Source organism: Paenibacillus sp. FSL M7-1455, from assembly GCF_038004655.1.
Lineage (GTDB): Bacteria > Bacillota > Bacilli > Paenibacillales > Paenibacillaceae > Paenibacillus_AQ > Paenibacillus_AQ cookii.
Genome location: NZ_JBBORO010000001.1, coordinates 5,669,707 through 5,694,526, shown reverse-complemented (window position 1 = coordinate 5,694,526; position 24,820 = coordinate 5,669,707). Strand labels below are relative to the sequence as shown.

General features: G+C 55.9%; 24 protein-coding genes. 11 read left to right on the top strand and 13 right to left on the bottom strand.

From position 1 onward, the window contains the following. Positions 1–45: 45 nt before the first annotated feature. From NYE48_RS26055 to NYE48_RS26045, 3 genes are all read left to right on the top strand, one after another. Complete coding sequence (locus NYE48_RS26055; RefSeq protein ID WP_036706311.1) at positions 46–546, top strand: GNAT family N-acetyltransferase; 501 nt, start codon at positions 46–48, stop codon at positions 544–546. A 224-nt stretch (positions 547–770) separates the two neighbouring features. Next, complete coding sequence (locus NYE48_RS26050) at positions 771–1,556, top strand: SDR family oxidoreductase (protein ID WP_341000734.1); 786 nt, start codon at positions 771–773, stop codon at positions 1,554–1,556. A gap of 177 nt (positions 1,557–1,733) precedes the next feature. Next, positions 1,734–2,396, top strand: a complete 663-nt coding sequence (locus NYE48_RS26045) for an MOSC domain-containing protein (protein WP_246536854.1) — start codon at positions 1,734–1,736, stop codon at positions 2,394–2,396. Positions 2,397–2,465: 69 nt separating this feature from the next. On the opposite strand, the gene NYE48_RS26040 is transcribed toward NYE48_RS26045, so the two are convergent. Beyond that, complete coding sequence (locus NYE48_RS26040; protein WP_036706313.1) at positions 2,466–3,014, bottom strand: GNAT family N-acetyltransferase; 549 nt, start codon at positions 3,012–3,014, stop codon at positions 2,466–2,468. A 265-nt stretch (positions 3,015–3,279) separates the two neighbouring features. Between NYE48_RS26040 and NYE48_RS26035 the strand changes: the two genes are divergently transcribed. After that, positions 3,280–4,977 carry a glutamine--tRNA ligase/YqeY domain fusion protein gene (locus tag NYE48_RS26035; RefSeq protein ID WP_341000395.1) on the top strand — a complete coding sequence of 566 codons (1,698 nt, stop codon included), beginning with the start codon at positions 3,280–3,282 and terminating at the stop codon, positions 4,975–4,977. A gap of 79 nt (positions 4,978–5,056) precedes the next feature. On the opposite strand, the gene NYE48_RS26030 is transcribed toward NYE48_RS26035, so the two are convergent. Continuing rightward, complete coding sequence (locus NYE48_RS26030) at positions 5,057–6,295, bottom strand: MFS transporter (RefSeq protein ID WP_212949760.1); 1,239 nt, start codon at positions 6,293–6,295, stop codon at positions 5,057–5,059. A 180-nt stretch (positions 6,296–6,475) separates the two neighbouring features. Here NYE48_RS26030 and mobA point away from each other — a divergent pair, with 180 nt between their 5' ends. Beyond that, positions 6,476–7,126 (top strand): molybdenum cofactor guanylyltransferase, encoded by a 651-nt coding sequence (gene mobA, locus NYE48_RS26025; protein WP_341000394.1) that lies wholly within the window; start codon positions 6,476–6,478, stop codon positions 7,124–7,126. A 221-nt stretch (positions 7,127–7,347) separates the two neighbouring features. Further along, positions 7,348–8,034, top strand: coding sequence for a TorD/DmsD family molecular chaperone (locus NYE48_RS26020; RefSeq protein ID WP_341000393.1), 687 nt, complete (start codon positions 7,348–7,350; stop codon positions 8,032–8,034). Positions 8,035–8,182: 148 nt separating this feature from the next. Here NYE48_RS26020 and NYE48_RS26015 read toward each other — a convergent pair whose 3' ends face one another. The 10 genes from NYE48_RS26015 to NYE48_RS25970 all read right to left on the bottom strand — a co-directional run bounded on the left by NYE48_RS26015 (position 8,183) and on the right by NYE48_RS25970 (position 17,273). Further along, the gene (locus tag NYE48_RS26015) at positions 8,183–8,500 is read right to left on the bottom strand and encodes a thioredoxin family protein (protein ID WP_036706319.1); all 318 of its coding nucleotides are present in this window, start codon (positions 8,498–8,500) and stop codon (positions 8,183–8,185) included. A 2-nt stretch (positions 8,501–8,502) separates the two neighbouring features. After that, positions 8,503–8,874: a MerR family transcriptional regulator gene (locus NYE48_RS26010; RefSeq protein ID WP_341000392.1), complete on the bottom strand. Its 372-nt coding sequence runs from the start codon at positions 8,872–8,874 to the stop codon at positions 8,503–8,505. Between the two features lie 80 nt (positions 8,875–8,954). Next, entirely contained in the window at positions 8,955–9,629 is a 675-nt protein-coding gene (locus tag NYE48_RS26005; protein ID WP_341000733.1) for a serine/threonine protein kinase, read from the bottom strand. Between the two features lie 167 nt (positions 9,630–9,796). Beyond that, positions 9,797–13,021 (bottom strand): efflux RND transporter permease subunit, encoded by a 3,225-nt coding sequence (locus tag NYE48_RS26000; protein ID WP_341000391.1) that lies wholly within the window; start codon positions 13,019–13,021, stop codon positions 9,797–9,799. A gap of 68 nt (positions 13,022–13,089) precedes the next feature. Continuing rightward, positions 13,090–14,010: a TetR/AcrR family transcriptional regulator gene (locus tag NYE48_RS25995; RefSeq protein ID WP_052146739.1), complete on the bottom strand. Its 921-nt coding sequence runs from the start codon at positions 14,008–14,010 to the stop codon at positions 13,090–13,092. A gap of 322 nt (positions 14,011–14,332) precedes the next feature. Continuing rightward, entirely contained in the window at positions 14,333–15,217 is an 885-nt protein-coding gene (gene sigJ, locus NYE48_RS25990) for an RNA polymerase sigma factor SigJ (RefSeq protein ID WP_341000390.1), read from the bottom strand. Positions 15,218–15,350: 133 nt separating this feature from the next. After that, positions 15,351–15,818 (bottom strand): carboxymuconolactone decarboxylase family protein, encoded by a 468-nt coding sequence (locus NYE48_RS25985; protein ID WP_341000389.1) that lies wholly within the window; start codon positions 15,816–15,818, stop codon positions 15,351–15,353. 180 nt (positions 15,819–15,998) lie between these two features. After that, the gene (locus NYE48_RS25980) at positions 15,999–16,313 is read right to left on the bottom strand and encodes a DMT family transporter (RefSeq protein ID WP_212949773.1); all 315 of its coding nucleotides are present in this window, start codon (positions 16,311–16,313) and stop codon (positions 15,999–16,001) included. Then, on the bottom strand, positions 16,313–16,657 hold the full coding sequence (locus NYE48_RS25975) for a DMT family transporter (protein WP_036706329.1): 345 nt from the start codon (positions 16,655–16,657) through the stop codon (positions 16,313–16,315). The genes NYE48_RS25980 and NYE48_RS25975 overlap by 1 nt, the downstream gene beginning before the upstream one ends. Positions 16,658–16,685: 28 nt before the next feature. Beyond that, positions 16,686–17,273 carry a TetR/AcrR family transcriptional regulator gene (locus NYE48_RS25970; RefSeq protein ID WP_212949775.1) on the bottom strand — a complete coding sequence of 196 codons (588 nt, stop codon included), beginning with the start codon at positions 17,271–17,273 and terminating at the stop codon, positions 16,686–16,688. A 311-nt stretch (positions 17,274–17,584) separates the two neighbouring features. On the opposite strand from NYE48_RS25970, the gene cls reads away from it, so the two are divergent. Together cls and NYE48_RS25960 are read left to right on the top strand one after the other, a co-directional pair. Then, positions 17,585–19,090 (top strand): cardiolipin synthase, encoded by a 1,506-nt coding sequence (cls, locus tag NYE48_RS25965; RefSeq protein ID WP_212949776.1) that lies wholly within the window; start codon positions 17,585–17,587, stop codon positions 19,088–19,090. A 136-nt stretch (positions 19,091–19,226) separates the two neighbouring features. Continuing rightward, positions 19,227–20,057, top strand: a complete 831-nt coding sequence (locus NYE48_RS25960; protein WP_212949778.1) for an ABC transporter ATP-binding protein — start codon at positions 19,227–19,229, stop codon at positions 20,055–20,057. Positions 20,058–20,155: 98 nt separating this feature from the next. On the opposite strand, the gene NYE48_RS25955 is transcribed toward NYE48_RS25960, so the two are convergent. Then, positions 20,156–21,673: a phospholipase D family protein gene (locus NYE48_RS25955; RefSeq protein WP_246536858.1), complete on the bottom strand. Its 1,518-nt coding sequence runs from the start codon at positions 21,671–21,673 to the stop codon at positions 20,156–20,158. Between the two features lie 228 nt (positions 21,674–21,901). On the opposite strand from NYE48_RS25955, the gene fni reads away from it, so the two are divergent. The 3 genes from fni (at position 21,902) to NYE48_RS25940 (ending at position 24,785) form a co-directional block, all read left to right on the top strand. After that, the gene (gene fni, locus NYE48_RS25950; RefSeq protein WP_341000387.1) at positions 21,902–22,972 is read left to right on the top strand and encodes a type 2 isopentenyl-diphosphate Delta-isomerase; all 1,071 of its coding nucleotides are present in this window, start codon (positions 21,902–21,904) and stop codon (positions 22,970–22,972) included. A gap of 264 nt (positions 22,973–23,236) precedes the next feature. After that, entirely contained in the window at positions 23,237–24,337 is a 1,101-nt protein-coding gene (gene ychF, locus NYE48_RS25945) for a redox-regulated ATPase YchF (protein WP_036706339.1), read from the top strand. Between the two features lie 217 nt (positions 24,338–24,554). Next, entirely contained in the window at positions 24,555–24,785 is a 231-nt protein-coding gene (locus tag NYE48_RS25940) for a hypothetical protein (protein WP_036706341.1), read from the top strand. The last annotated feature ends 35 nt before the right edge of the window (positions 24,786–24,820 follow it).

Sequence of the window (24,820 nt, the reverse complement as noted above, 5' to 3'; positions counted from 1 at the left end):
GAGAATTTCAACATCACACGTTAGACAAAAAGAGGTGCAATTTCCATGAACCTTGATCAGCAGACGCTTACGATCCGGTTGTCCACGATGAAGGATGCCCAGGCGCTCATGGATATCGATGCGTTGGTATGGACGGAGCGGACCGCGCCTGAGCCGATGCGTTGGACTTCAAGGGAGGCGTTTCTGAGGCACAGCCCTCCGGCGTCGCAGCTCGTGGCCGAGGCGGACGGGATCGTGTGCGGATATGTCGGGTTTCGGGACCCCACCGGCCTTCCGGCCCATTCGCATGTTTGCGAGATCAACATCGCCGTGCACCCGGCGCATCAGCGGGAAGGCATCGGCACGAGGCTGATCGGCGCGGCCAAGGCGTGGGCTGCCGGGCAGGGCAAACGCAAGCTGCGGCTGCGCGTGCTTTCGACCAATCCCGGAGCGGTCCGTTTTTACCTGAAATGCGGGTTCGTGGAAGAGGGCCGGCTTGTTCGTGAATATAGGATCGGAGGCCGGGAGACGGACGAAATTTGGATGGCATATTTTCTGGATGGATAGCCTGAATTTGATATTTTGCCGCGACGGGCTTATTCTTAATAGAATAGAGTAAATCAATGGACTTTCACGAGGTGAAGGTCCTTTGTTTCAAATGGCCGATTCGCCGGGCGTAAAGCCGGGTAATGAAGGCTATATGCGTTTTTTGTCGGCGCTCGAAAGTTCGGAAATTTTGATATATTCGGTGGTAACCAATTTCTAAAAAACGATGGAAAAGGGGTTGTATGATGGATTTACAGCTTCAGGGCAAAAAGGCGTTGGTCATTGCTTCAAGCTCGGGACTCGGCAAGGCGATTGCCGCCGAACTCGTCAAAGAGGGAGCGGACGTCATGCTGAACAGCCGCAGCGACGACAAGCTGCAGGCGGTGCAGCAGGAGCTGCAGCAGCTCGGCAGCGGCAAAGTCGAATACTACGCGGCAGACATTACGATTCCGCACGAAGTGGAGGGGCTCATCCGCTATACGGCCGAAACGTTCGGACGGATCGACATTCTGGTCAACAACGGCGGCGGCCCGCCGTCGGGAACGTTCGAATCTTTTACGGATGAAGATTGGGAAAACGCGTTTCGGCTTAACCTGCTCAGCTATGTCCGGACGACCCGCTGCGCCCTGCCGCATATGAAGGAACGCGGGGGCCACATCGTCAATATAACGTCCAGCTCCATCAAACAGCCGATCCCCGGCCTGATTCTGTCCAATACGTTCCGCACGGGCGTGGCCGGCATGAGCAAAACGCTGTCGCAAGAGCTGGCCCAATACAATATCCTGGTGAATACGGTAGCCCCGGGCCGGATTGCCACGGACCGCATCAAGAAGCTGAATGAAAGCAGCGCGAAGGACAAAGGGATTCCGGTCCAGGCCGTCGCGGAGCAGGCGCAAAAGGAAATTCCGCTGGGCCGTTACGGCGAACCCGAGGAATTCGAGAAAGCGGTCGTGTTTTTGCTGTCGGGAGCAAACACCTACATCACAGGCAGCACGTTGGTGATCGACGGAGGTCTGGTCGAAGCCCTGTAACGGAAGGCCATTGCCGAGAAACCGCTCGGCGTGCCCGGCTCCTGCGACGGGACGCGAAACCGCAGAAAACGGACTTGCACGCCGCAAGACGTCAACGGCGGAAAAATTCCTTTGAGATCTTTCTCCTTTTTTTGGTATGATAAGGGTTAAACATATCGGCAGGGAGATGGATCGAAGTTGAAGGAAAAAAACGCGTACGCCATCGTGTCCGTCAATGTCGGCAAGCCCGTAACGGTGGATTATTTGGGCAAGCCGCTGACGACGGGCATTTATAAACAACCGGTTCATGGCGAAGTGTTTGTGGGACGCACGCAGATGGACGGCGACGGACAGGCCGATACGGTCAATCACGGAGGGCCGGACAAGGCCGTTTGCGTATACCCGTACGAACATTACGCTTATTGGGAGCAGGCGCTGGGCAAGACATTGGACTATTCCGCGTTCGGCGAAAATTTGACGGTAACCGGGCTGCTTGAAACCGGCGTGTGCATCGGGGACGTTTTCGAAATCGGGGAAGTCGTCGTTCAGGTCAGCCAGCCGCGCTTCCCGTGCTTTAAGCTGGCCAGCAAACATGGCGTCAAGGATTTTCCGGCCCGGGTGCTCGATACCGGATTCAGCGGCTTTTATTTGCGGATTTTGGAGGAGGGCCGTTTAAGCCGGGATGCCAAGATCGTCAAGCGCTCTTCGCATCCGATGGGCGTCACGGTAGCGGCCGTGTTGAAGCAGCAGGCGCTCGGACGCCGCGCGGCGGACCGGGAAGAGCTGAAACGCCTGCTGGGCCTGGATGCGCTGGCGGCGACAGTGAAGGAATCCTTTGCGAAATGGCTGCAGGATCAATAAAAACCTCAAAAAGCCGCTTCAGCCGGATCGCGGATCCTGCCGGGGCGGCTTTCCTTGTGCGCTTCGTGTTTATCGCAGCAGCTTCCATTCGCTTTTCAGCATGCCGTAAATCGCATGGTTCACATACCCTTGGGGCAGCAGCTCCGCTTCGCGGACGATCCCCTCGAGGACGAAACCGAGCCTTTCCGGAATGGCGCGGCTGCGATGGTTGCCCGTGGCGCAGCGGATTTCGACCCGGTTCAGATCCAAATCCATGAGGGCGTAATCGACGAAAGCGCGGCAGGCGCTGGTCATGATGCCCTGGCCTACGAAATGTTTGCCGAGCCAGTAGCCGATGCTGACGGAACGGTTATGCCACTGAATCTCATGAAAGCTGATTATTCCCGCAAGTTCCCCATGCACCCAAATGCCCGCGGAGACGGCGCCGTTTTCGGCTCCCTGCTTGATGGCGTTTTTCACGAAGCTCACCGTATGCTCCACGTCCGTGATGGCATCGACCCAAGGAAGCCACTCGCGCAGCGTGTCGCGCGAATCGACCGTCAGCTCGAACAGCGGGCGTGCATGCTGGAGGGCCAGCGGCTTCAGCTCGATATGGTCATCCAGAAGATATGTAAACATATAATTTCAGACCTTCTTTCTATATAAAATGAGGTAAACGGCATTTGCCGCGCTTTTTGGCTTTCGTTTCCATTCTATTTTTCCATGCTACCCTAATCCCCTGCCTTTCGTCAAAGCTCAAAAAGCCGAATCATTGAACTATCCGGTTAATACAGGTATATTTAAATGAAACACGCTTATAAAGAATAGATGTAGGGTAGAGCAGGAAACTGCTGACGGTTCATTCTATGAGGCGGACATAAATCAGGATGAAAGGTTGATTACTGTGGAGAAACCAAGCACCCCCTCCAACTTTATCAAAAACGTAATGATCGATGACCTGGAGTCCGGCAAAGTCCAGAAAGTGATTACCCGCTTTCCGCCGGAGCCCAACGGTTATTTGCATATCGGACATGCCAAGGCCATCTGGATTAACTTTACGCTTGCGCAGGAGTTCGGCGGTTCGACGAACCTCCGCTTTGACGATACAAACCCGCTGAAGGAAGACGTGGAATACGTCAAATCCATTGAAGAAGACGTCAAATGGCTCGGTTACGAATGGGCGGAAAAGCGCTACGCTTCCGATTACTTCGAGGAAATGTACAAACGCGCCGAGCTGCTGATCCAAAAGGGCAAAGCCTACGTGGACGACCAAAGCGCCGATCAAATCCGCGAAACGCGCGGGACGCTCACCGAGCCGGGACAAAACAGCCCGTACCGCGACCGCAGCGTGGAAGAAAACCTGGAGCTGTTCCGCAAAATGCGCGCGGGCGAGTTCAAGGACGGAGAAAAGGTGCTGCGCGCCAAAATCGACATGGCTTCGCCGAACATCAACTTGCGCGACCCGGTCATTTACCGGATTGCCCACGCAACGCACCACAACACGGGAGATAAATGGTGCATTTACCCGATGTACGCTTTTGCCCACCCGCTCGAGGATGCGATCGAAGGCGTGACGCACTCCCTCTGCTCGCTGGAGTTTGAGGATCAGCGCCCGTTTTACGATTGGGTGATCGCGGAATGCGAAATGGAAAACACGCCGCATCAATACGAATTCGGCCGCCTGAACGTGGCGCAAACGCTGACGAGCAAACGGAAGCTGAAGCTCCTGGTGGACGAAAACATCGTGGACGGCTGGGACGACCCGCGCATGCCGACGATTTCCGGGCTTCGCCGCCGCGGTTATACGCCGGAAGCGATCCGCAGCTTCGTTTATGAAACCGGCATTTCCAAAAGCCAAGGCCTCATCGACTTGCAAATGCTCGAGCATTTCGTCCGCGAGGACCTGAAGCTGAAGGCGCCGCGCACGATGGCCGTGCTGAAGCCGTTGAAAGTGGTGATCACGAACTATCCGGAAGGCCAGGTCGAATGGCTCGAAGCGGAGAACAATACGGAAAATCCGGAGATGGGCACCCGCCAAATCCCGTTCTCGCGCGAAATTTACATCGAGCAGGACGACTTTATGGAAAACCCGCCGAATAAGTATTTCCGTCTGTTCCCGGGCAACGAGGTGCGCCTGAAAAATGCGTATTTCATCAAATGCCACGATTTCATCAAGGACGAAAACGGCAACGTGATCGAAATCCACTGCACGTATGACCCCGAAACGAAAAGCGGCACCGGCTTTACCGGCCGCAAAGTGAAGGGCACGATCCATTGGGTGGAGGCTTCCCACGCCGTGCCGGCCGAATTCCGCCTGTATGAGCCGCTGATCAAAGCGAAGGATGACGGCGAGGCCGAAGGCGAGGAAGCGATCGACGAGACGGAAAAGGCCGAAAAAACGTTCCTGGACGAAATCAACCCGAACTCCCTGGAAGTTCTGCACGGGTTCGTGGAGCCGGGCATGAAGGACGCCAAGCCGCAGGACAAGTTCCAATTTTTCCGCCACGGCTATTTTAACGTCGATCCGAAATATTCGAAGCCGGGAGAGCCGGTGTTCAACCTGATCGTTTCGATGAAAAGCTCTTACCAGCTGCCGAAATAAGCGCGGAAGCGTTCCGCTGCCCAATACAAAAGCCAGCCGCAAAGACATGTTCTTTGCGCTGGCTTTTTTCGTTGGTGCCTTAGACGTCTTGCATTTCCTCGAATCCTTCTTCAGGGATGTCCGTTTTCGGGTGATGGCCCTGCGAGCGCAGCCAATACCACATCATGCCGAAGCCGACGGCCCCGACCAAAGCCATCATGAAGCCCATGTTGTACATCGTGGCGCCGCCGAAGTTCTGGTACAGCCATCCGCCGGCCAAGCTGCCGATGACCCCGGAAATGCCGCTCCAGGTGAGCGTGAACAGGGATTGCGCCGATGCGCGATAAGCCGGTGGAACAAGCTGGCTGACGACTTGGATGCCGACGTAAAAATATCCGCCGAACGTGATGCAATGCATAATTTGAATGAACGCGACTTCAAGCGGATGCGAAGCGCCGGCCATCATCAACCACCGTATGCAGAAAAGCACGCTTACCAGTCCCAGACACCCGATCAGGGTAGGAAGGGAGCGTTTCAGGAAACGGTGAAAGAGGATCAGCACGGCCACCTCCAGAAACGACGAGAGAAACACGGCAAACCCGACCATCGTTTTGGAACCGCCAAGCTCCGTAATATAAAGCGACATAAACGTATTATTCATGACATTGGGGACGGAAACGACGATCCCAAGCAGTATGAACGCCACGAAATACCGGTTGATGACAAATTGGGCCAGTCCCCTCAGCCGGATGGGCGGCGTCTCCGAGGCCGCCTTCAGCGGCGGAAGGAGCAGAACCGTACCGATGGCGAGCAGCAAAATGCCCGTGACAAGGAACGACAGCCGGGATATGCCGATCCGGTCGATGAGCATGCCCGCGGTCACGGCGACCACCGCCCAACCGATCGAACCCCAGTTCCGGAACGCGCCGAACCTTTTCGGCTGGCTCGCCGTGTATCCCAGAATCAGCGTGTTGCTTTGGGCGAACAGCGGGCTCTGAAAGAAGAAAAAGAGGATCATCGCCAAATAAACCATTCCGTAGGTGCCGGCATGGAACACCAATTGAAGGAGCAGCAAGGTGCCGGTCATCATGATCAGCAGGATGCGTCTCGTATTATGCAGACGATCGCTCCACTTCATCCAGAACGGATTGGCGAAGAGGGACACGAGCGGGCCAAGCGCCATCAAGCTGCCGATTTCGAATTTGTTCATGCCTGCGTCCTGCAGGTATAATTGAAAAAAGCTGGTGAAGATCACCATGGTTCCGTAAATTAAGAAATTAAATGCCTTAAGCGGCAGCAGCTTGGACTGTTTTTTTACACGATCATGCACGTTGCACATTCCTTTCCGACCGAATGCAAATTGACAGAGGCTAGGTATAGAAGCCGCCACCCTCACTTTATCATTTGTTGAAAAGGGATACAAACCAATAATTGTTAAAGTGTCCACCCCGCGCGGTTTTTAAACGATGAACGGCCGTAATCAGAGGGGGGACGGACCGAATTTTCAGGAGGTGATTCGATGGCGGATGCGAAGCTGACCGGCGTGGTATTGGCAGGCGGTGAATCGAGGCGAATGGGGCAAAATAAAGCGCTGCTGGCCGTCGGCGGGGAAAAGGCGATCGAGGCCATTATCGGAGCCATGTCGGAGGCCGGCCTCGATGTGATCGTCGCCGCAAACGGGCAAAACGCTAGCGCCTACCATATGCTTGGCAGGGAGATCGTCTGCGACCGATATCCGGGGCAGGGGCCTTTGTCCGGCATCCATGCGGCGCTGCATGCGGCCAGGACGCCGTGGATTATCGTCGCAGCCTGCGACATGCCTTTCGTCACGCCGGGGCTGTTCCGTTTTCTGAAAAAGATCGCAGAGGACGCGGAAACCGGTCCGGCTGCCGGCGGATTCCAAGCGGTCATCCCGATGGAGGGAGGCCGGGTGCAGCCGCTGCTGGCGGCTTATCACGCCAGCGTGCTGCCCGCGCTGGAGGATTCGCTCGCAACCGGCCGGCTGCGGATGACCGAATGGCTGGAGCGTCTTCGGGTCCGGTATATCCCCGAAGACGTTTTGGCCAAGGAGACGGGGCTTGAAGCCGGCCATGTGTTTTTTAATATGAACCGTCCGGAGGATTACCGGGCTGCGCTCGCGAAGCGGCGCGAAGAAGAGGCGGGGCGTTAAGGCGCCCCGCCATTTATGGCCATGCTGCGGTGTTTCGGCTGAGCGGCATCAGGGATGAGGGGGCTTCGAGCGTTTCTATGCCACTCTTCTGTAAAATGGGCGGATTTGAATCGCTTGATGTGAATTAAGTCACATAACTGCGGCTGGGTTTCAGGTAAGGTGAAGTTAGGAAGATGCATCATGCTGAACAATATCCGGACCTGGATCAAGGAGGGGCGGCAATGACGACAACGCTGGAACCGCTGCTGGATACGGTGGAAGGAGCCCAATGGCTGCAGGGCAGGGGCTGGGCGTACCAGCTGCTGATCGATTTTTTGGAGAGTCCGCCGGGACTGGCGCAGATCGCGCCGTGGCAGCGCCAAGCCGGGCTGCGGGAGGAGCTGGCGCTTACTGCAGGAGGGCGCCGGCTGCAGGATTATTTGGCAAGCATAACGCCGGATCGGCTGCTGGCGGCTTGCCGGACGGAGACGGAAGAATACGGGCGGCTCTTCGTCGGCCGGAATGCGGTTTTCCCTTGCGTTCGCGAAAGCGCCTATCGGACGGGAGACGCGCGCGGCGCCCGGCGCTGCCTGCGGCAAATCCGGGAGGCTTACGAGGACTGCGGCATCGTCTTTAACAAGCTGCAAAGCGAAACGGACGATCATCTGACGATCGAGCTTGAGTTTATGGCCGTGGCCGGGGAACATATGGCCTTGACGGCAGGGCTGCCGGAATGCAGGCTGACGTGGCTGGATACGCAGGTCGATTTTTTGGAGCGGCATTTGCTGCAGTGGACGCCGCAGTTTGCGAAGGAACTGGCCGCCAGCGCGCGTACTCCGCTTTACCGGGAAATCGGCGGCATTTTGGGCGAGTTTATTCCCTATGATCTATTGATGCTGAAATTGTTGCGAATAGAGCTGACGAAATAAAGAAAGGCGCGTGCCGGTGCGGCATGCGCCTTTTGCTGTCCTCGCAGGTTAGCGGCGTGGGCCGCGACTTTTTAATCGGCGCCGAGGGCGTCCGAAAAGTCATGCGCTATATATCTGCAAAGGGCTTTTTATTGTTGGCCGGTCGCTTTCAGCCGTGTTTGGAGAGAACTTGCTCATACACGCTTTTCGGCCGCAAGCCGACCAGCTTCTCTACGGGCTCTCCGTCCCGGAACACGATCACCGTCGGCACGGACATCACCCGGTACCTGCTTGCCGTCTCCGGGGATTCGTCGCAATCTACTTGCAGAAAGCGGACCTGGCTTCCTTGTTCGTGCGACAGCTCGCCCAGCATGGGCAGCAGCGTTTTGCACGGAGGACACCATTCCGCTCCGAATTCCACAAGCGTGGTTCCTTCCGGTTGGATGCGTGCCGCAAACGTCTCATCGTTGACGGTTTCGATGCTCATCGTTATTCCTCCTGACCAGATATGGACCGCTCGAGCAGGATGGCATCGATCCGGTCGGTCAAGTTCTGCCGGATGTTCGTCAGCAGCTCGATTTGTTCGTCGATGTCCTGAAGCTTCTGCCGGTAGATCGGCAGCACCTCCTCGCAGAAGGCTTCCTTGTTTTTCAGCACGCACTGCAGGATGCCGGCAATCTCATCGGTTGACAGCCCCAGATTCAAATACAGCTGAATCGAGCGCACCTGCTCTACGGCAAACGGGGCGTACTCCCGGTATCCGTTATCTTCCCGGAACGGCGACAGCAGGCCCTTTTGCTCGTAGTAACGAAGGGAGCGGATGCTTGCTCCGGTCAACGACGACAACTCTCCGATATTCACCGTGAACTCCTCCTTCCTGCCCGGGGTATGTTTATTGTAAAGCCTGACATTAATGTGAGGGTCAAGAGGAATCTGTCGCCTTATTTTTTGTAAAACAGCTTTCGAATCCGTTCCGCAAACTCCTGCAGGTTAATGTTGAGCGGGTCCAGGCGGTTGTATGCGGCTTTGACCGCCTCAAGCAGCCATAGCGGGAGCTTTCTTCCCTCCAAAAGCGGATACACGTTGTCGTAAGCCCACAGCAGATGCTCCCAGCGTTTGTCGTTCCCGCTTTGGATATATTCGGACACATCGAGCACTTTCCCCCGGCCATTCTGCATAAGCACGTTTTTGAGGTGAATGTCCCTCGGGTTCAGCCCGTTCCTCCGAACCAGATCGCGTGCCGCCTCCACATCGTCGATCACCTGCCTTGGGACCGGGATGCCGTAGAGCAGGCAGTCGTACAAGGTCGTTCCTTCCTCGCGGCTGATGACGACGTAACGGTCGCCGGCGCCGTAATAGACGGGGAAATACGGAATGCCCGCAAGCTTATGGTATACCTCGGTTTCAGCCTGTTTTTTCGGCAGCGCGGGTTCGGTATAAAGTTTGTAGGCATAAGCGGGAAGAGGCTCGTATACAAACACGGCAGCGTCGGTTCCGACGCCGATGCAGTACAAGTCGTCCGATTCGCCGACGATGGATACGGGATCGTTATCTCCCTGCTTCAGCACTTCCATGCGGGATAATGCCGGTTCCGCCTGTTTCCATTCTTCATTCATCATGGCTGCCTCCTTGGTGCTGCGGATTTTTTTCATTTTACTGCAAGCTGCAGGCCGATACAAACTTGCGGGCCGAAGTTATGGCTCAAGCGGAGGCACGATAAAGGACGCGCCCCTCCCGCTCGGGGAAGAACGCGTCCTTATTGGTTATGCTGCGCTTCTTGAATTTAATCCTCTATTTTGGGTCTGCGGAACTTCATCAGGAATTCGTATACGACCGGCACGATGACCAGCGTCAGCAAGGTGGAGCTGATCAGGCCGCCGATCACGGTAATGCCGAGGCCCCTCGAAATGATGCCTGCGCTGCTTTCCAGCCCGGTGACGAGCGGGAGCAGGGCGCCGATGGTGGCGAGCGCGGTCATCAGAATCGGACGCAGACGGGTTGCTCCTGCTTCCAGCAGCGCTTCGCGCGTCGACAGGCCTTCGCGTTCCTTGTGAATGACCCGGTCGATCAGGACGATCGCGTTGGTGACGACGATACCGATCAGCATGAGCGCACCCATTAGCGAAGATACGTTCAGCGTTTCTCCGCCGAGCCACAGGCCGACCAGCGCGCCGATGATCGTAAACGGCAGGGAGAAGAGGATCGCAAACGGCGCCAGACCGCCGCCGAACGTCACGACGAGCACGAAATACACGATCGCGACGGCCGCCGCCATGGCGAGGCCAAGCTGCGTAAAGGTGTCGTTGATCTGCTCGGTCGTTCCCCCGAATTTGACTTCCACGCCGTCCGGAAGATTGATTTTGTCGATGCCCTTCTGCAAATCGGCGGATGCCTTGCCCACGTTGCTTGATACAATGTTCGCCGTGACGTTGACGACCATTTTGCCGTCCGTGCGCGTAATCGTATCCGGCGAAGAGCCTTTTTCGACTTTCGCGACGTCTTTGATCGGCACGTTCATGCCAAGCGGGGATGCAATCGTTTCTTTTTCGATGTCGCCGATGCTCTTGTAATCTTTGCCGTCGGTTTCGATGTACACTTTGTATTTTTTGTTTTCGACCTCAACCTCGGTCAGCACCGGCTTCTCTCTTTCCGGACTCAGCTTCATGGCGATTTGCCCTGCCGTAAGCCCCAGGGAGCTCAGCTTCTGCTGGTCGGCGATGATCGTGTACTGGTCATAGGCTTTGGACAGGCTCGTTTTTGCTTTTTCGAAATTGGCTTTGTCCGCTTCGACCAGCTTCAGGATTTGATCGGCCACCGGCTTGATGTCCTCCAGGCTGTTGCCGAACACGCTGACGTTCAGCGAGCTTCCGCCCAGGCCGCCCGCCATGTCCATCGTGGCCCATTCGCCCTTGGCGACTTGTTTTTTCAGTCCTTCGATGAGGTTCTTCTTCACGTTTTCGAAATCTTTGGTGTCTTTTTTGTATTCGATATAAAAGAGCCCCGAATTGGAGGAGCCGCCGCCAAGCGGATTGCCGCTGCCGCCGACGGAATACTGCATTTTGTCGACGTCAGGCTGTTGCAAAATGTATTTTTCCGCATCCAAAGCGCGTTTTTCGACCGTTTCCAGCTGAGCGCCAGGCTCCGGAGAGTACGTCACCATGACGTATTTGTCCTCCTGATCCGGCAGGAAGCTTGTTCCGATGAGCGGCGTCAGGAAGCAGCTCGCCACAAGCAGAATCACGGCCAGGCCGAAGGTGAGCAGCTTATGCGAAAGCGACCAGTTCAGGATGCGTTGGTAGCCGCGGGCCATTTTGCCGGGCTTGTCATGGTCATGCTTCTTCGATGCCTTGATGCCTTTGCGGAACAAGGAATGCGCCATCATCGGCACGAGCGTGATCGCCACGAGCAGGGAAGCCAGCAGGGCGAATACCATCGTCAATGCAAACGGCAGGAACAGCTCGCCGACCATGCCGCTGACGAACGCAAGCGGCAGGAAGACCGCGATCGTCACGATCGTCGACGACATGATCGGGATGAACATTTCGCGCGTGGCTTCGCGAATCAACTCGCGTCCGCGAAGTTTCTCGCCGCTGCTGCTCATCCGGCGGTAAATATTTTCGATGACGACGATCGAGTCGTCGACGACGCGCCCGATCGCGACGGTCATGGCGCCGAGCGTCATCACGTTCAGGGTGATGTCCAGTCTCCACAGGATCAACAGCGCGATCAGCAGGGAGAGCGGGATCGACAGGATCGAAATCAGCGTCGAACGGATGTTTCTCAGGAAGATCAGGATGATGATCACCGCGAACAAAGCGCCGAATACCGCTTTGCTCATCATCGTGGACACGGCGTCCTCGATCGGCTTGCCCTGGTCGAGCAGAACCGTCAGGTGCATGCCCTTGAACTCGCTTTCCAGAGCCTTCGCTTTATCTTTGACGGCGTTCACCACTTCGACGGTGTTGGCGTCGTTGTCCTTGACGATCTGCAGGCCGATTGAAGCCTTGCCGTTCGTCCGGGATACCGACTCGGCCTTGCCGATGACCTGGATGTCGGCGATATCGCTCAATTTGACCGTCGGGATGCCGGCCGCCGCAAGTCCTTGCCCGGCTGCGCTGCCGGTCATGCCTGCACTGGCGCCTCCGGCAGGCGGAGCGGCATTGCCCTGCGCACCGGCTGCCGACCCTGCTCCTTGGGCGGGAGCGCCGGCCGCTGCGCCTTGTCCCTGTGCTCCGGCCGCTCCGGAGGCTGCGCCTCCCGCGTTAGGGATGACGGGGATGGCCAGGTTTTTCAGGTCGTCCAGCGTAATGACGTTGCCGTCGACGACAACGGCCTTCGAGGATTGATCCAGCGTGAACAAGCCCAGCGGCACATGGATCGAAGATCCTTGGACGATGCCTTTGACGGTGTCTTCGGAAAGGCCGAGCTGGGCCATTTTTTCTTTGTTAAACTTCAGCTTTACTTCCTTGACGTATTGCCCCGAAATCGAGATGGAGGCGACGCCCGGGATTTTTTCCAGTTCGGGCTCTACCTGATTTTCGATATTGCGGGTCAGCTTCTCCAGATCGTCCGAATCGTCGGAGGCGCTGAGGGACACGACGGGGAGCGAGTTCATGCTGAATTTGGAGATGGTAGGCTTCTGGGCGCCGTCCGGCAGTTTGACCTCGTTCAGCGCTTCGCGCACGGCCGCCGTCGCCTGGTCGAGGTCCGTGCCGTAATCGAATTCCATCGCGATGTTGGCCGCGTTTTCCATCGACGTGGAAGTGACGGTTTTGACGCCGTCGACGTTGCGCAGCCGCTGCTCCAGCGGCACGGTCACGTCCTGGACGACCCCTTCGGGGGCAGCGCCCGGATAAACCGCGGTCACGCTAAGGAACGGGATGTTGATGTTCGGGATGGTTTCCTGTTTCATCGCCAGGCCGCTGTACAATCCGGCTGCCGCGACGATGACGGTCAGAATCCAGATCGCAAACTTGTTGTTCAATGAGAAATTAATGATTCCTTTCATCTCGCAGGTTTCTACTCCTCTCTATTTACCTTCCAAGTATGGGGTGTAGCCAGAATCGTCATGTATTTTCATAGCTGCTCGGCTCGGGAAACAATGTAAAGCTCGTAAATTTCCTTCAGTTCCTTGTTCAGCGGCCCAAGCTCCCGGATTTGTTCCAGGTTGCTCATCATGCCGGTCAGAATGGCTTTGCGCGGCTCGATGTCGAGCAGCTCCTGTTCCATGATTTCTATGGAATCGAGGGCAAATTCCTTTCTGGCCGCGTCGATGTCGGTCTCTTTGAGCCTATCCTTCATTTGTTTCGTCACCATAAGCGGATGGCGCGGACGGTCCGGGCTTGTCATGTACTTATCCAGCCATTGGGACCACACCTCGGTGGCAACCATCGGCTCCATTTGCTTGCGGAGCGTGCTTGCCGCCACGTCGTCCAGCAGCATCACAAGGCGTTCCGCCATCCGGCGGACGTTCAGCGGCAGCCCCGGGATCATGAGCATCCGGATGTATCCGCCGAGCATGCCGGTCACAAACAGCGTCAAATCCATGGCGTGGGGCAGGATGTCCTTCCCATAGATGACGGCCAATTTGTCGTGGAACCACTGCAGCGCGTGGATATGCTTTTCGCGGATGCATGCTTCCAGGGCCGGCTTTTTACCGCCTATATGCTGGTCATGGAGCTGCATGATCGCAAACTCCCTAAGCTCGACCAGACGGTTCAGCAGAACTTCGACCTGCTTTTGAAGCTGTTCCTTCGGAGTCAGAAGATGCTCCTGCTCCACCTGCATGACGCTGTCGCGGATCATCCCTTCGCAATACGAATAAATGCTTTGTTCAAGCTCTTCCTTCGATTTGAAATGCAAATAAAGGCTTCCCTTGGACATCCCGCAATACTCGGCGATTTCCTGCATGGACGTGGACGAGATCCCTTGGGTGGAAAACAGCTGCAGGGCGGTCTTCAAAATCTGTTTCTTTTTGTCCGCCAATTTCTCAGACAAACGAACATTCACTCCTTTCTGAACACTTCGGTTCTTAATCTGACCGTGTAGTCAAAAAAATTATATTACAAAAGGAAGGGGGGATTCAAATTTGCGTCTTTGGTCCCGTTTTCGGGCCGGCGAACATGTCCCATTGAAGAGGCTATTGGAAAGAATTGCGAACTGAGGAATTACGAGGAAACAATAAAAGCGGGGGATTCCCTGGCCGCTAGAAAGAGCAGGCCGATCTAAGAATGAGGCTTCCTGCATCCGCGGAGCAACAATAGCAGCCATGAAGAGCTTCTTCATGGCTTTCTTGTCGCCTGATAAAGGGGCGTTTTTATTACGTTCGCAAGTGAACTAACTTGTACGGGTTTTTGATCATATACACATGCCGCAGCCGATCCCCCGATTCGGTAAAACGGAAGCAAACTGCCGCTTTCGCTCCATGGCCGTCCGTAAACACGATAGCCGTTTCGCCGTTCAGCTCGGTGATTTGCCTGCTCCAGATCCGCATATCCCGGTAAGCCTTCGGAGAGCAAAACAATCTCAGGATGCGGTCGCGGCCGAAAATCGGGCGGATGGCCGTCCGTGCCACGCCTCCGCCGTCGGAAATAAGCACCGCGTCTTCCGCCAGCAGTTCAAGCAGCGCCTTTGAATCGCAGTGAAGAAAAGCGTCCGCAAACCGCTCCACGGCTGCCCTTTGCCGCTCGGTGCCCCGCGGGGATGCAGGCTCTTCGTTTCCCTGAAGCTGCCGTTTGGCCCGGCTGAGTATTTTGCGGCAGTTGGCTTCCGTTTTGCCCGTCATGTCCGCAATTTGCCCATACCCGTATTCGAACACTTCCCGCAGCAGAAATACCGCCCGTTCGATCGGGCTAAGCCGTTCCAGCATGAGCAGATAGGCATAGGAGAGCGTATCTTTTTGCTCCGCTGCAAGCTCGGGCAGCTCGGAGGATGCCGCGATGGGCTCGGGCAGCCATTCGCCGATGTATTCCTCGCGGGTTTTCCTCGCGGAACGCAGCAGGTTCAGGCAACGGTTCGTCACCGATTTGGCGATATAGGATTTCATATGGTGAATTTCCGCCGGATCCTTGTCCGCAAGCTCGGCGAATACGTCCTGGACGATATCCTCGGCATCGGCGTACGTGCCCAGCATACGGTAGGCAATGGACATACCGTAAGTCCGGTAGGTCCGGTAAAGCGTTTCGAATGCCGCCTTATTCGTCATCTCCAGCCTCCCTCTTTTCGTTATTGTACTGGTATGATACATTTCTGCGCCCAAGAGGGATCAACCTTCAACGCAATAAAAAGAAACCCTGCACCTTCGCTAAAAGGGCAGGGTTTTCGATTCCGCGAACCGATTAAGCTTTCGCGTTCTCAGGCTGCGAGAAGCATCCCGGGAACAAGCCCGTCGAAATCGCGACCCGGTTCCAGCCGTTGATCGTGTTGATCGCCAGAATCAGTTCCATGAACTCTTTTTCGTCAAAATGCTTCCGGGCTTCCGCATAGACGTCGTCCGGCACGCCCTGCTTGGAGATCAGCGTCACCGCTTCGGCCAGGGCAAGCGCCGCCCGCTGCCGCTCCGTATAAATCGTCGCCTCGCGCCATGCGTTAAGGAGTACGATATGATTCAAATAGTCCCCGTGTTTCATTAAATCCTTGGCGTGCATATCCAGGCAAAACGCGCAGCCGTTGATTTGCGAGACGCGGATTTTGATCAGCTCCTGCAGGACGATATCGATTGAAGTGTCCGAACTGGCCTTTTGCAGATTTCCCAACGCTTGCAATACATGCGGATTTGCGGTCCGGTAATTTAATCGCATGTTCATTCCAATTCCCTCCTCGTTTTGTCGTTCCATATAGGAAGACAAAGGAGGCCGTTGTTTTGTGACAATATTCAGAAAGTATAAGCTACAGGGCTGTTATTTCCTGATATTGCAAGAAAAACTTCATTTAAACGCGGTTTGTCTACTGAGACAGTACGTCGATAGACGTTTTTCTTGCATCGCTTACGAAATTAATTTCAAACCTACCGCCGAACCGAGAATCATCGCGATAAAAAGCATGCGGCGCCATTCCTTCGGCTCCCCGAACACAAACATGCCCACAAGCGTGCTGCCCACGGTCCCGATTCCGGTCCATACGGCGTACGCCGTCCCCATCGGCAGGGTATTCATCGCGAAAGACAACAGGGAAAAGCTTGTGATGAAAGCGGCGAACAGCACTAAGTAGGCAGTCCAGCCCTTTTTTTGCGTTACGCCCTTGATGCCGATGACGCCGAAAATCTCGCTGATCCCGGCAAGCACGATCGCTGCCCAAGCCATTACGCATCCGCTCCTTTCTTGGCGCCTTCATCCGCCGTAATCAACTTCAATCCGATGACGCCTGCCAGCAGCACGAGAATCAGCAGCGTTTTCGCCCAACTGAACGGCTCCCCGAAGACGAGCATTTCCGTAACGACCGTGCCGGCCGTTCCAAGTCCGGTAAAGACGGCGTATACCGTCCCCACGGGAAGATGATTCGATGCATCGATAATGAGATAAAAGCTGACCGCGATCGCGGCAATCGTCAGAATCCATTCCAACAGGTTGGTGGAGTGTTTCAAGCCCGAAACCCACAGCACCTCGACGACGCCGCCCAAAATAACGTACAACCAATTCCGGTTCATGTTGATCCCCCTCCTCTAATCATTCCTTCTAGGTTTTTGAAGCTTGAATGCCGGCCCAGAAAATAGGCCAGGATGCTTTCAGTCTCCGCTTGGCGCTGGCCATCCCGCTGTACACCATCTCGATCATAATGCCGTCCACCAAGGTCATATAGGCCACCGCCGCATCCTCGGGATTGGCGATGGGTGCCGTTCCGTCCGCCTTCGCCTGCTCCATCAGCCGCAAAACGCGCCTTTCCATGGAATCCAAAAACGGATAAATCAGTTTCATGACTTCGTCGTACAAGGAAGAAGGCGGAAAAAAGGACATACGAAGCACGAATTTGCTCTCGCTGCTGCGGTTGTATTCCTCTTGGAGAAAGGCCAGTAGCTCGGACAAACGCCGATCCAGCGGCTGGTCCTTCCGGCTGATGAAAAAGCGGGTAATTCGCCGCTTTTCTTCTTTCAGCGCGTTTTTGAGCGAACAGAGGAACAGGTCGTCCTTTCCCTTAAAATGGGCGTATATGGAAGGCTTTTTGATCCCGACTTCTTCGGCTATTTTCTGCAGCGAGGCCCCTTCGTAACCATCCTCCGCAAAATGCGCCAGCGCGGTTTCCAAAAGCATTCGTTTTGCATTCATAACATCGCCTCCATTTAAACTACCTAACGGTCGTTAGGAACATCATTTCACGAATGCAGCCGGTTGTCAAGGCTGCGACGCATCTTTTTTGATCATTGCCTTGAAGAGGCGTCCTTATCTGCGTCAAATGTTTCTGGTTAAGGAAAGGGATGGCCCTTTTTCAAATCCCGTTTTAAACTGTTTTTTATGGCGGGATCTATAGGAAGATGGCGTCACTTCATGTAGAATAGAATTTGCTGGCTGTACCTGGATTTTCGCCAAATTCCGGAACAGGCCGCGCTTTTGGAAAAGCGGACGAATCGGGGGAAGAGATGAGAAGGGCTATACAGGCTGTACTTATTGCGGCTTTATTATTTGTCTTTTATTACGTCGGATTCGGGTTTTTCGGCAAAACGGCAGGCACGATCGTCAGCATATTTTCGACTCTGACCGTCGTATCGCTCGGATTCATGATATTTATGGAGAACAGAAACCCTTCATCGACGATGGCGTGGATTTTGCTGTTGGCGCTGGTGCCGGTCGTGGGGCTGTTTTTTTACCTGCTGTTCGGGCAAAACTACTTCAAACGCCGCAAATTCGACAAAAAGGCCGAGCAGGATTCGAAAATCTACGAGATGCTCGAGGAAGGAAGCGTCCGCGTCCAGCAGGACCTGTCGGATTTGAATCCGATGCAGCAGCAGCTGCTGAGACTGTCCCAGAGATTGGCGAGGACGCCGATTTCGTTTTCGAGCGAAACCCGCATTTTGACCAACGGCAAAGAAACCTTCTCCACGCTGCTGCAGGAGCTGGAAAAGGCCAAACATCATATTCATATGGAGTATTACATTTACCGGGCGGACGATATCGGGACCCGGATTCAGCGGATTTTGATCGAAAAAGCCAAAGCCGGCGTCCACGTGCGGTTTATGTACGATGCCTGGGGCAGCATGCAGCTGCCGAAGTCGTTTCTGAGGGAAATGGCCAACGCCGGGGTCAAGGTTGCGGCATACGGAAGCTCCAAAGCGTTTTTCCTGTCGAGGGTCAACTTTCGCAATCATCGCAAAATCGTCGTCATCGACGGGAACGTGGGGTTCATCGGCGGCCTGAACGTCGGGGACGAATATTTGAGCCGCAATGCCACCTACGGCTTTTGGCGGGATACGCACATGTCCGTGAAAGGCGAAGCCGTCCGGACGCTGCAGATCATTTTTCTCCAGGACTGGAATTACATGACGGGGGAGCAGGTGCTGGAGGCGGAATACCTTTCGCCGCTTCTGGCGGAACGGAACAGCGGGGCCGTCCAGATCATTCCGAGCGGGCCGGACAACGACCGCCGCGCGCTCAAAAATATTTTTTTCTCCATGATCACTTCCGCGCAAAAATCCGTGTGGCTGGCGACGCCGTATTTCATACCGGATGAGGATATCCTCACCTCCCTGCGGGTGGCGGCCATGTCGGGCCTGGACGTTCGCATCCTGTTCCCGGCAAAACCGGATAAATGGCTGCCGTTTCTGGCATCCCATTCCTATTTCCCGGCACTGCTGGACGTCGGCGTGCAAATTTACGAATACGAAAAAGGGTTCCTGCATTCCAAGCTGCTCATCATCGACGGCGAAGTGGCCACGATCGGCACGGCGAACATGGATATGAGGAGCTTTCATTTGAATTTCGAGGTGAACGCGCTGCTCGTGCAGACGGAAAGCGTGAAGCGGATCGTGTCGGATTTTGAGCGGGATCTCAAATCGACGAAGCAAATCGTCATGGACAAGTTCATGAAAAAGAAAATTCCCGAACGGATTTTGGAGTCGCTCGCCCGCCTGATGTCCCCGCTTTTATAGCGGGGCGGGCAAGCCCGCCGTATTGACATTGGTTACGGGACATTTTATATTTGTGATAATGATTATCATTTGCTGCCTGGCGGAACTTTGGCTTGGATGGCGATCAAAAGAACAGAGAATGGGGAGGTAACCGGCGATGACTCTTTTGCAAACCGAGGCGCTGACACTCAGTTACGGAGATACGGAGATTATTAAGGACCTTAGCCTTCAGATTCCTGAAGGAAAGGTGACCGTGCTGATCGGCAGCAACGGATGCGGCAAATCGACGCTGCTGCGCTCGCTGGCCCGCCTGCTCAGACCGAAAAGCGGATCTGTGCTTCTGGATGGCAAGGAAATCCACCGCACATCAACCAAAGAGGTAGCAAGAAACATGGCGATTTTGCCGCAGGGGCCGACGGCTCCCGAAGGACTGACGGTGCTGCAGCTGGTCAAACAAGGCCGATATCCGCACCAGTCCTGGCTGAAGCAGTGGAGCGAGGAGGACGAACGGCTTGTGCGGGAAGCGCTGGAGATGACCGGGCTTACCGACATCGCGGAACGCACGGTGGATTCGCTATCCGGCGGCCAAAGACAGCGGGCGTGGATCGCCATGACGCTGGCGCAAAATACCGATCTTATTTTGCTCGACGAGCCGACCACCTATTTGGACCTGAACCATCAGATCGAAGTGCTCGATCTTCTATACGAGCTCAACCGCGAACAGGGCCGCACCATCGTGATGGTGCTCCACGATTTGAATCTGGCCTGCCGTTATGCCGACCACATGATCGCGGTCAAAAACCAGGGCGTATTTTGCGCCGGGGCACCCGAGGACGTGCTGACGCCCCAGATGGTCAAGGAAGTGTTTTATATGGACTGCATGATCGCGGAAGACCCGATTTTCGGCACGCCGATGTGCGTACCGCACGGCAAAGGCCGCCTGTGCGGCGACCGCTGCCAGTTTAAGTCCGTTTGCGAGCAACCGTAAAAACGCCATAAAAAAAGGTGTCCCGCCCGGCGGAACGCCTTTTTTGCATGCTTCCATGACGGCGGGTAAATACCGGGGGGAGTACCGTAATACCACCGTCAATAAGTGGTGTAACGGACCGCCTTCTGGACGCGATAGATGAGATTTTCGTACCAGGTGGAGCGGTAGGCGCCGAGATCGAGGCTGAAGGAGCCGTCCCGGTTGTTCCATAAACGGTCGAAATAATGCTGCATCTGCAAATCCAGCGGCGAGCCCGCCGGCATGGAAACCCACAGGTCGTTTTCCAGGTTGTAATCGTCCAGGTTGCGAGGGGTCATGTTTGCGGCGCCGCCGATGATGACGGAATGTCCGGCCGGTTTTTGGATGTACATCATTTTCGTATGGAACTGCTCCTGTGTCGTATGGTACCAGCGGATGGAGATGCCCCCTTTTGAACGTTTGGCCAGCATGGGAGCGACCTGCCGGTTCGGAATCCCGATTTTTTTCTGCCCGAAGGCGTTATTGTTCGGGTCGAGCACCAGGCGGACGTCCACGCCGCGCGCCGCCGCGGACAGCAGGGCGTTCAACACCTTTTTGTCCTCGATGTAAAACATGCCCATCCACAGCGTATCGCCCGGCTTTGCCCCCTCGATCTCCTGCAGCACGTATTTGTACGTTTTGCCTTCCGTTACATACCGGACGCCGATCGGCCCCCGGTTTTTTCCTGCGTGTTCATCCGGAATGTACCGCGGAAGCCGGCCTCCCTTCGATAAGTCGACCGCGCCCTGCTCCGTTGCGAGAATATCCTGAATCACCGGACCCTGCACTTCCAGGGCCACATTGGAATGATAGGCGCTGGCGTCATGGACGTTGCCCGAAAGGACGAGGGCGTTTTTTTCGCTGACGACGACTTTTCGGTGGTTTGCCTTTACGTTTAACAGTTTCAAGTAGGAGCGGACCGTCATTTTCGGAGCTTTGTTCGCCATCAAATTCGGCACCCATCCTTGGCCGGATTCGCCGAACCATTGAATAAACGTGCGCCATACCGCCGAATAGATCGGATTCGGGTCGCGCAGCGGATTCAGTTCCGTCACCACGACCCGGATCCCGGCAGCCTTCAGCCGTTCCAAAAGCGGGTTGGGAGCGGAGCCGTATTCGGTGTTGACCGGATCGGTAATCATGACGATGTCCATGGCGGGGAACGCCTTTTTGTGGCGTATGAGGTGATCGGTCAAATCGTCGCTGACCTTCGGAAAGTTTTGGCCCTTATGGGTGTAGTTGTTGAACAGGAACAAGTCGATCACGAGAAACCGCCGGGACTCGTCCACGATTTCATGGATGCGGTCCTTGATCTGCTGTTCGCTCACCACCCTGCCGGACGGATCGGGGTAGGTCAGGTCATAGAGAAACCGGACGTTGTTCACGTAATAAAGCGGGCTTTCGTGGGAAAGGCCCGGAGGGAGCGGCTTATGGGTCTGATATATGATCACGCATACGAGCCAAAGCACGAGGAGTGCCGACAAAGCCATGGCCCAGCGGCCTTTGCGCCGCTTTCCGCGTCGAAGGCTTTCGGATCGGTTGTCTGAAGAGGGGGGATTCGCCCCGTAAGCCGTGGCACTGTCCGCCTTTTGTCGCATGTGTCATCCTCCGTTTCGGCTGCTTTTTTACGCGTTCCGTCCGTTTTTTTCAAATCCACCTTCTAGTCTGGACTAAAAAGGCGCCGGTCATGAATCGGATTTGAACTAAAGGGTTAGAAATGAGATGATAGGAGAATATTTTGGCGGACGGATGCGTAATCTACGGGTTCATATTCGGCCGGATCACATGTGTATGGCCAAGCGGGATCATGCGGAAGGGGGATCGCGATGAGCGATAATCATACGGGCAAAAAATCGCTTTTGCCGGAAATCGCAACGGGAGAACGAAAAATCGAACATGTGCGGATCAGTTTGACGGAGGATGTCAGCGGCGTAGGCGTGACGTCCGGACTGGAAAAATACCGCTTTCGCCACCGCGCGCTGCCGGAGACGGATTTTGAGGCTATCAGCCTGGAGACCTCCTTTTTGGGCAGGCCGGTGCGTACGCCGCTGCTGATCAGCTCCATGACGGGGGGGAGCCAAGCGACGGGGGCCATAAACGAACGGCTGGCCGCGGCCGTCGAGGCGCGGGGCTGGGCGCTTGGCGTCGGATCGGTGCGCGCGGCCGTAGAGCGGGAAGAGCTTGCATACACCTTCCGTGTGCGTAAACATGCCCCCACGATCCCCGTCATCGCCAACCTGGGAGCGGTACAGCTCAACTACGGCTTCGGGGCGGAGGAGTGCCGCCGTGCGGTCGACATTGCCGGTGCGGACATGCTGGTGCTGCATTTGAACGGATTGCAGGAAGTATTTCAGCCCGAAGGCAATACGAACTTCAGCGGATTGTTGGCCAAAATCGAGCAAGTATGCCGGCAGCTGGAGGTTCCGGTCGGGGTCAAGGAAGTCGGCTGGGGCATCGACGGGGAGACGGCGGCGCTGCTTTTGGAGGCGGGCGTGAAATTCATCGACGTCGCCGGAGCCGGAGGCACCTCCTGGAGCCAGGTCGAAAAGCACCGCAGCCAAGACCCGATGCGCAGAAGAGCGGCCGAGGCCTTTGCCGGGTGGGGCAATCCGACGGCCGAATGCGTCGCGGAGGTCCGGAAAACGTCGGCGGAAGCCGGGCTGATCGGCAGCGGCGGCCTCCAATCCGGCGTGGATGCCGCCAAGGTGCTTGCGCTTGGGGCCGACCTGGCCGGATTCGGGCGAAGCATGCTTGGCCCGGCCGTGGAGTCGGAGGAGACGCTGCATGCGGTGCTGGCCCAAGTCGAGTTTGAGCTGCGCACGGCCATGTTCGGGATCGGCGCGGCCGATATCGCCGCGCTGCGGGCGACCGACAGGCTGGTCCGGATTTCGCCTTGACGGCTGTCAGGACCAGCTCTCCACCCTCTTGCGGAGGGATCAGGGGGGGTGGTACGAACCTCCGCCGCATCGGCGGGGAATCGGTTCCTTATCTTGATGCCCCCAAGGTTCTAATATATAATGGGTAGGATTGAGAGGCTGCGCATTTGCAGCGAAGTAACGAGGATTCGCGTATGTGTTTTTTTAATAGATGAGGGTTTTCAGCATCCTTCAATTCATTCAGGCTTAAGCCTAGTCCAATATGAAATAGGAGTGTCATCATCCATGGCTTTGAAAGCAGGTATCGTGGGACTGCCGAACGTCGGCAAATCCACTTTGTTTAATGCGATTACGCAGGCGGGAGCCGAATCCGCCAACTATCCGTTCTGCACGATCGACCCGAACGTCGGCGTCGTCGAGGTGCCGGACGAGCGCCTGGACAAGCTCACCGAACTTGTGCAGCCGAACAAAACCGTGCCTACCGCATTCGAATTCGTGGATATCGCGGGCCTGGTCCGCGGCGCCAGCAAAGGCGAAGGGCTTGGCAACAAGTTTCTGGCCCATATTCGCGAGGTGGACGCCATCGTCCATGTCGTCAGATGCTTTGAGGACGAAAACATTACGCACGTCGACGGCAAGGTCGATCCCATCAGCGACATCCAGACCATTAATTTGGAGCTGATTTTGGCCGATCTGGAGAGCGTGGACAAACGGATCGACCGCGCCCGCAAAAACATGAAGGGCGGCAACAAGCAATACGAGCAGGAGATCGCCATTCTGGAACGCGTCAAAGAAGCGTTGTACAACGATCAGCCTGCGCGCAGCGTGGAGCTTACCGAAGACGAGAAGGTTGTGCTGCGCGATCTGCATCTCTTGACGATGAAGCCGGTTCTTTATGCGGCCAACGTCAGCGAGGACGGGGTATCCGACGCGGACAACAATCCTTACGTGCAGCAGGTCAAAGATTTCGCGGCGGCGGAACATGCCGAAGTCGTGCCGATCAGCGCGAAAGTCGAAGCGGAAATCGCCGAGCTTGAGGGAGAAGACAAGGCGATGTTCCTGGAAGAGCTGGGCCTTGAGGAATCAGGCCTGAACCGCCTGATTAAAGCGGCTTACCGCCTGCTCGGCCTGTATACGTATTTCACGGCCGGGGTTCAGGAAGTACGGGCGTGGACGATCCGCAAAGGAACCAAAGCGCCGCAGGCTGCAGGCGTTATCCACTCCGACTTTGAACGCGGATTTATCCGGGCCGAAGTCGTTTCCTACGATGACCTGATGGCTGCCGGCAGCATGAACGCGGCCAAAGAGCGCGGCCAGCTCCGCCTCGAAGGCAAAGACTACGTCGTTGCCGACGGCGACGTGATGCATTTCCGGTTTAACGTGTAAGACGAGAGTTCGACATATTAGGCTGTCCCGACAGCGCACTGCACCCGATTGCTAGTCAATTAGCGAAAGAGTTCAGTTTGCCCAGGGGCAGCCTTTTTTACATCCCTTTGCAATCGGTCTCCGGGCAAGGCGACGCCCGAAACGGACGGAATGGGTGCCACGGTGATCGGACACCATAGGAGTACATGGACATCTATTTAAAAAGGGGGAGGATCCGTTGAGCGACGACATCAGTATTTGGACGCTAAAGAAAATGCCCATGCAGGATGTCATTCAATATATCGAGCAGAACAGCACGCCCGCATATCGGGCGCGGATGGCCAAAATAAACCAAGCCGATTATGAGCGGCTGCCGTCCGAACAAGCCCAAGACAAGCTGGCGGCCGCCATTTCGAAGATGAGCGAGCAGGAATACACCGATTACTTGTTGGAGCTGGTCGATGAATAAAGAATGAGCGACGGGGCCCAGGAACAAGAACTCCG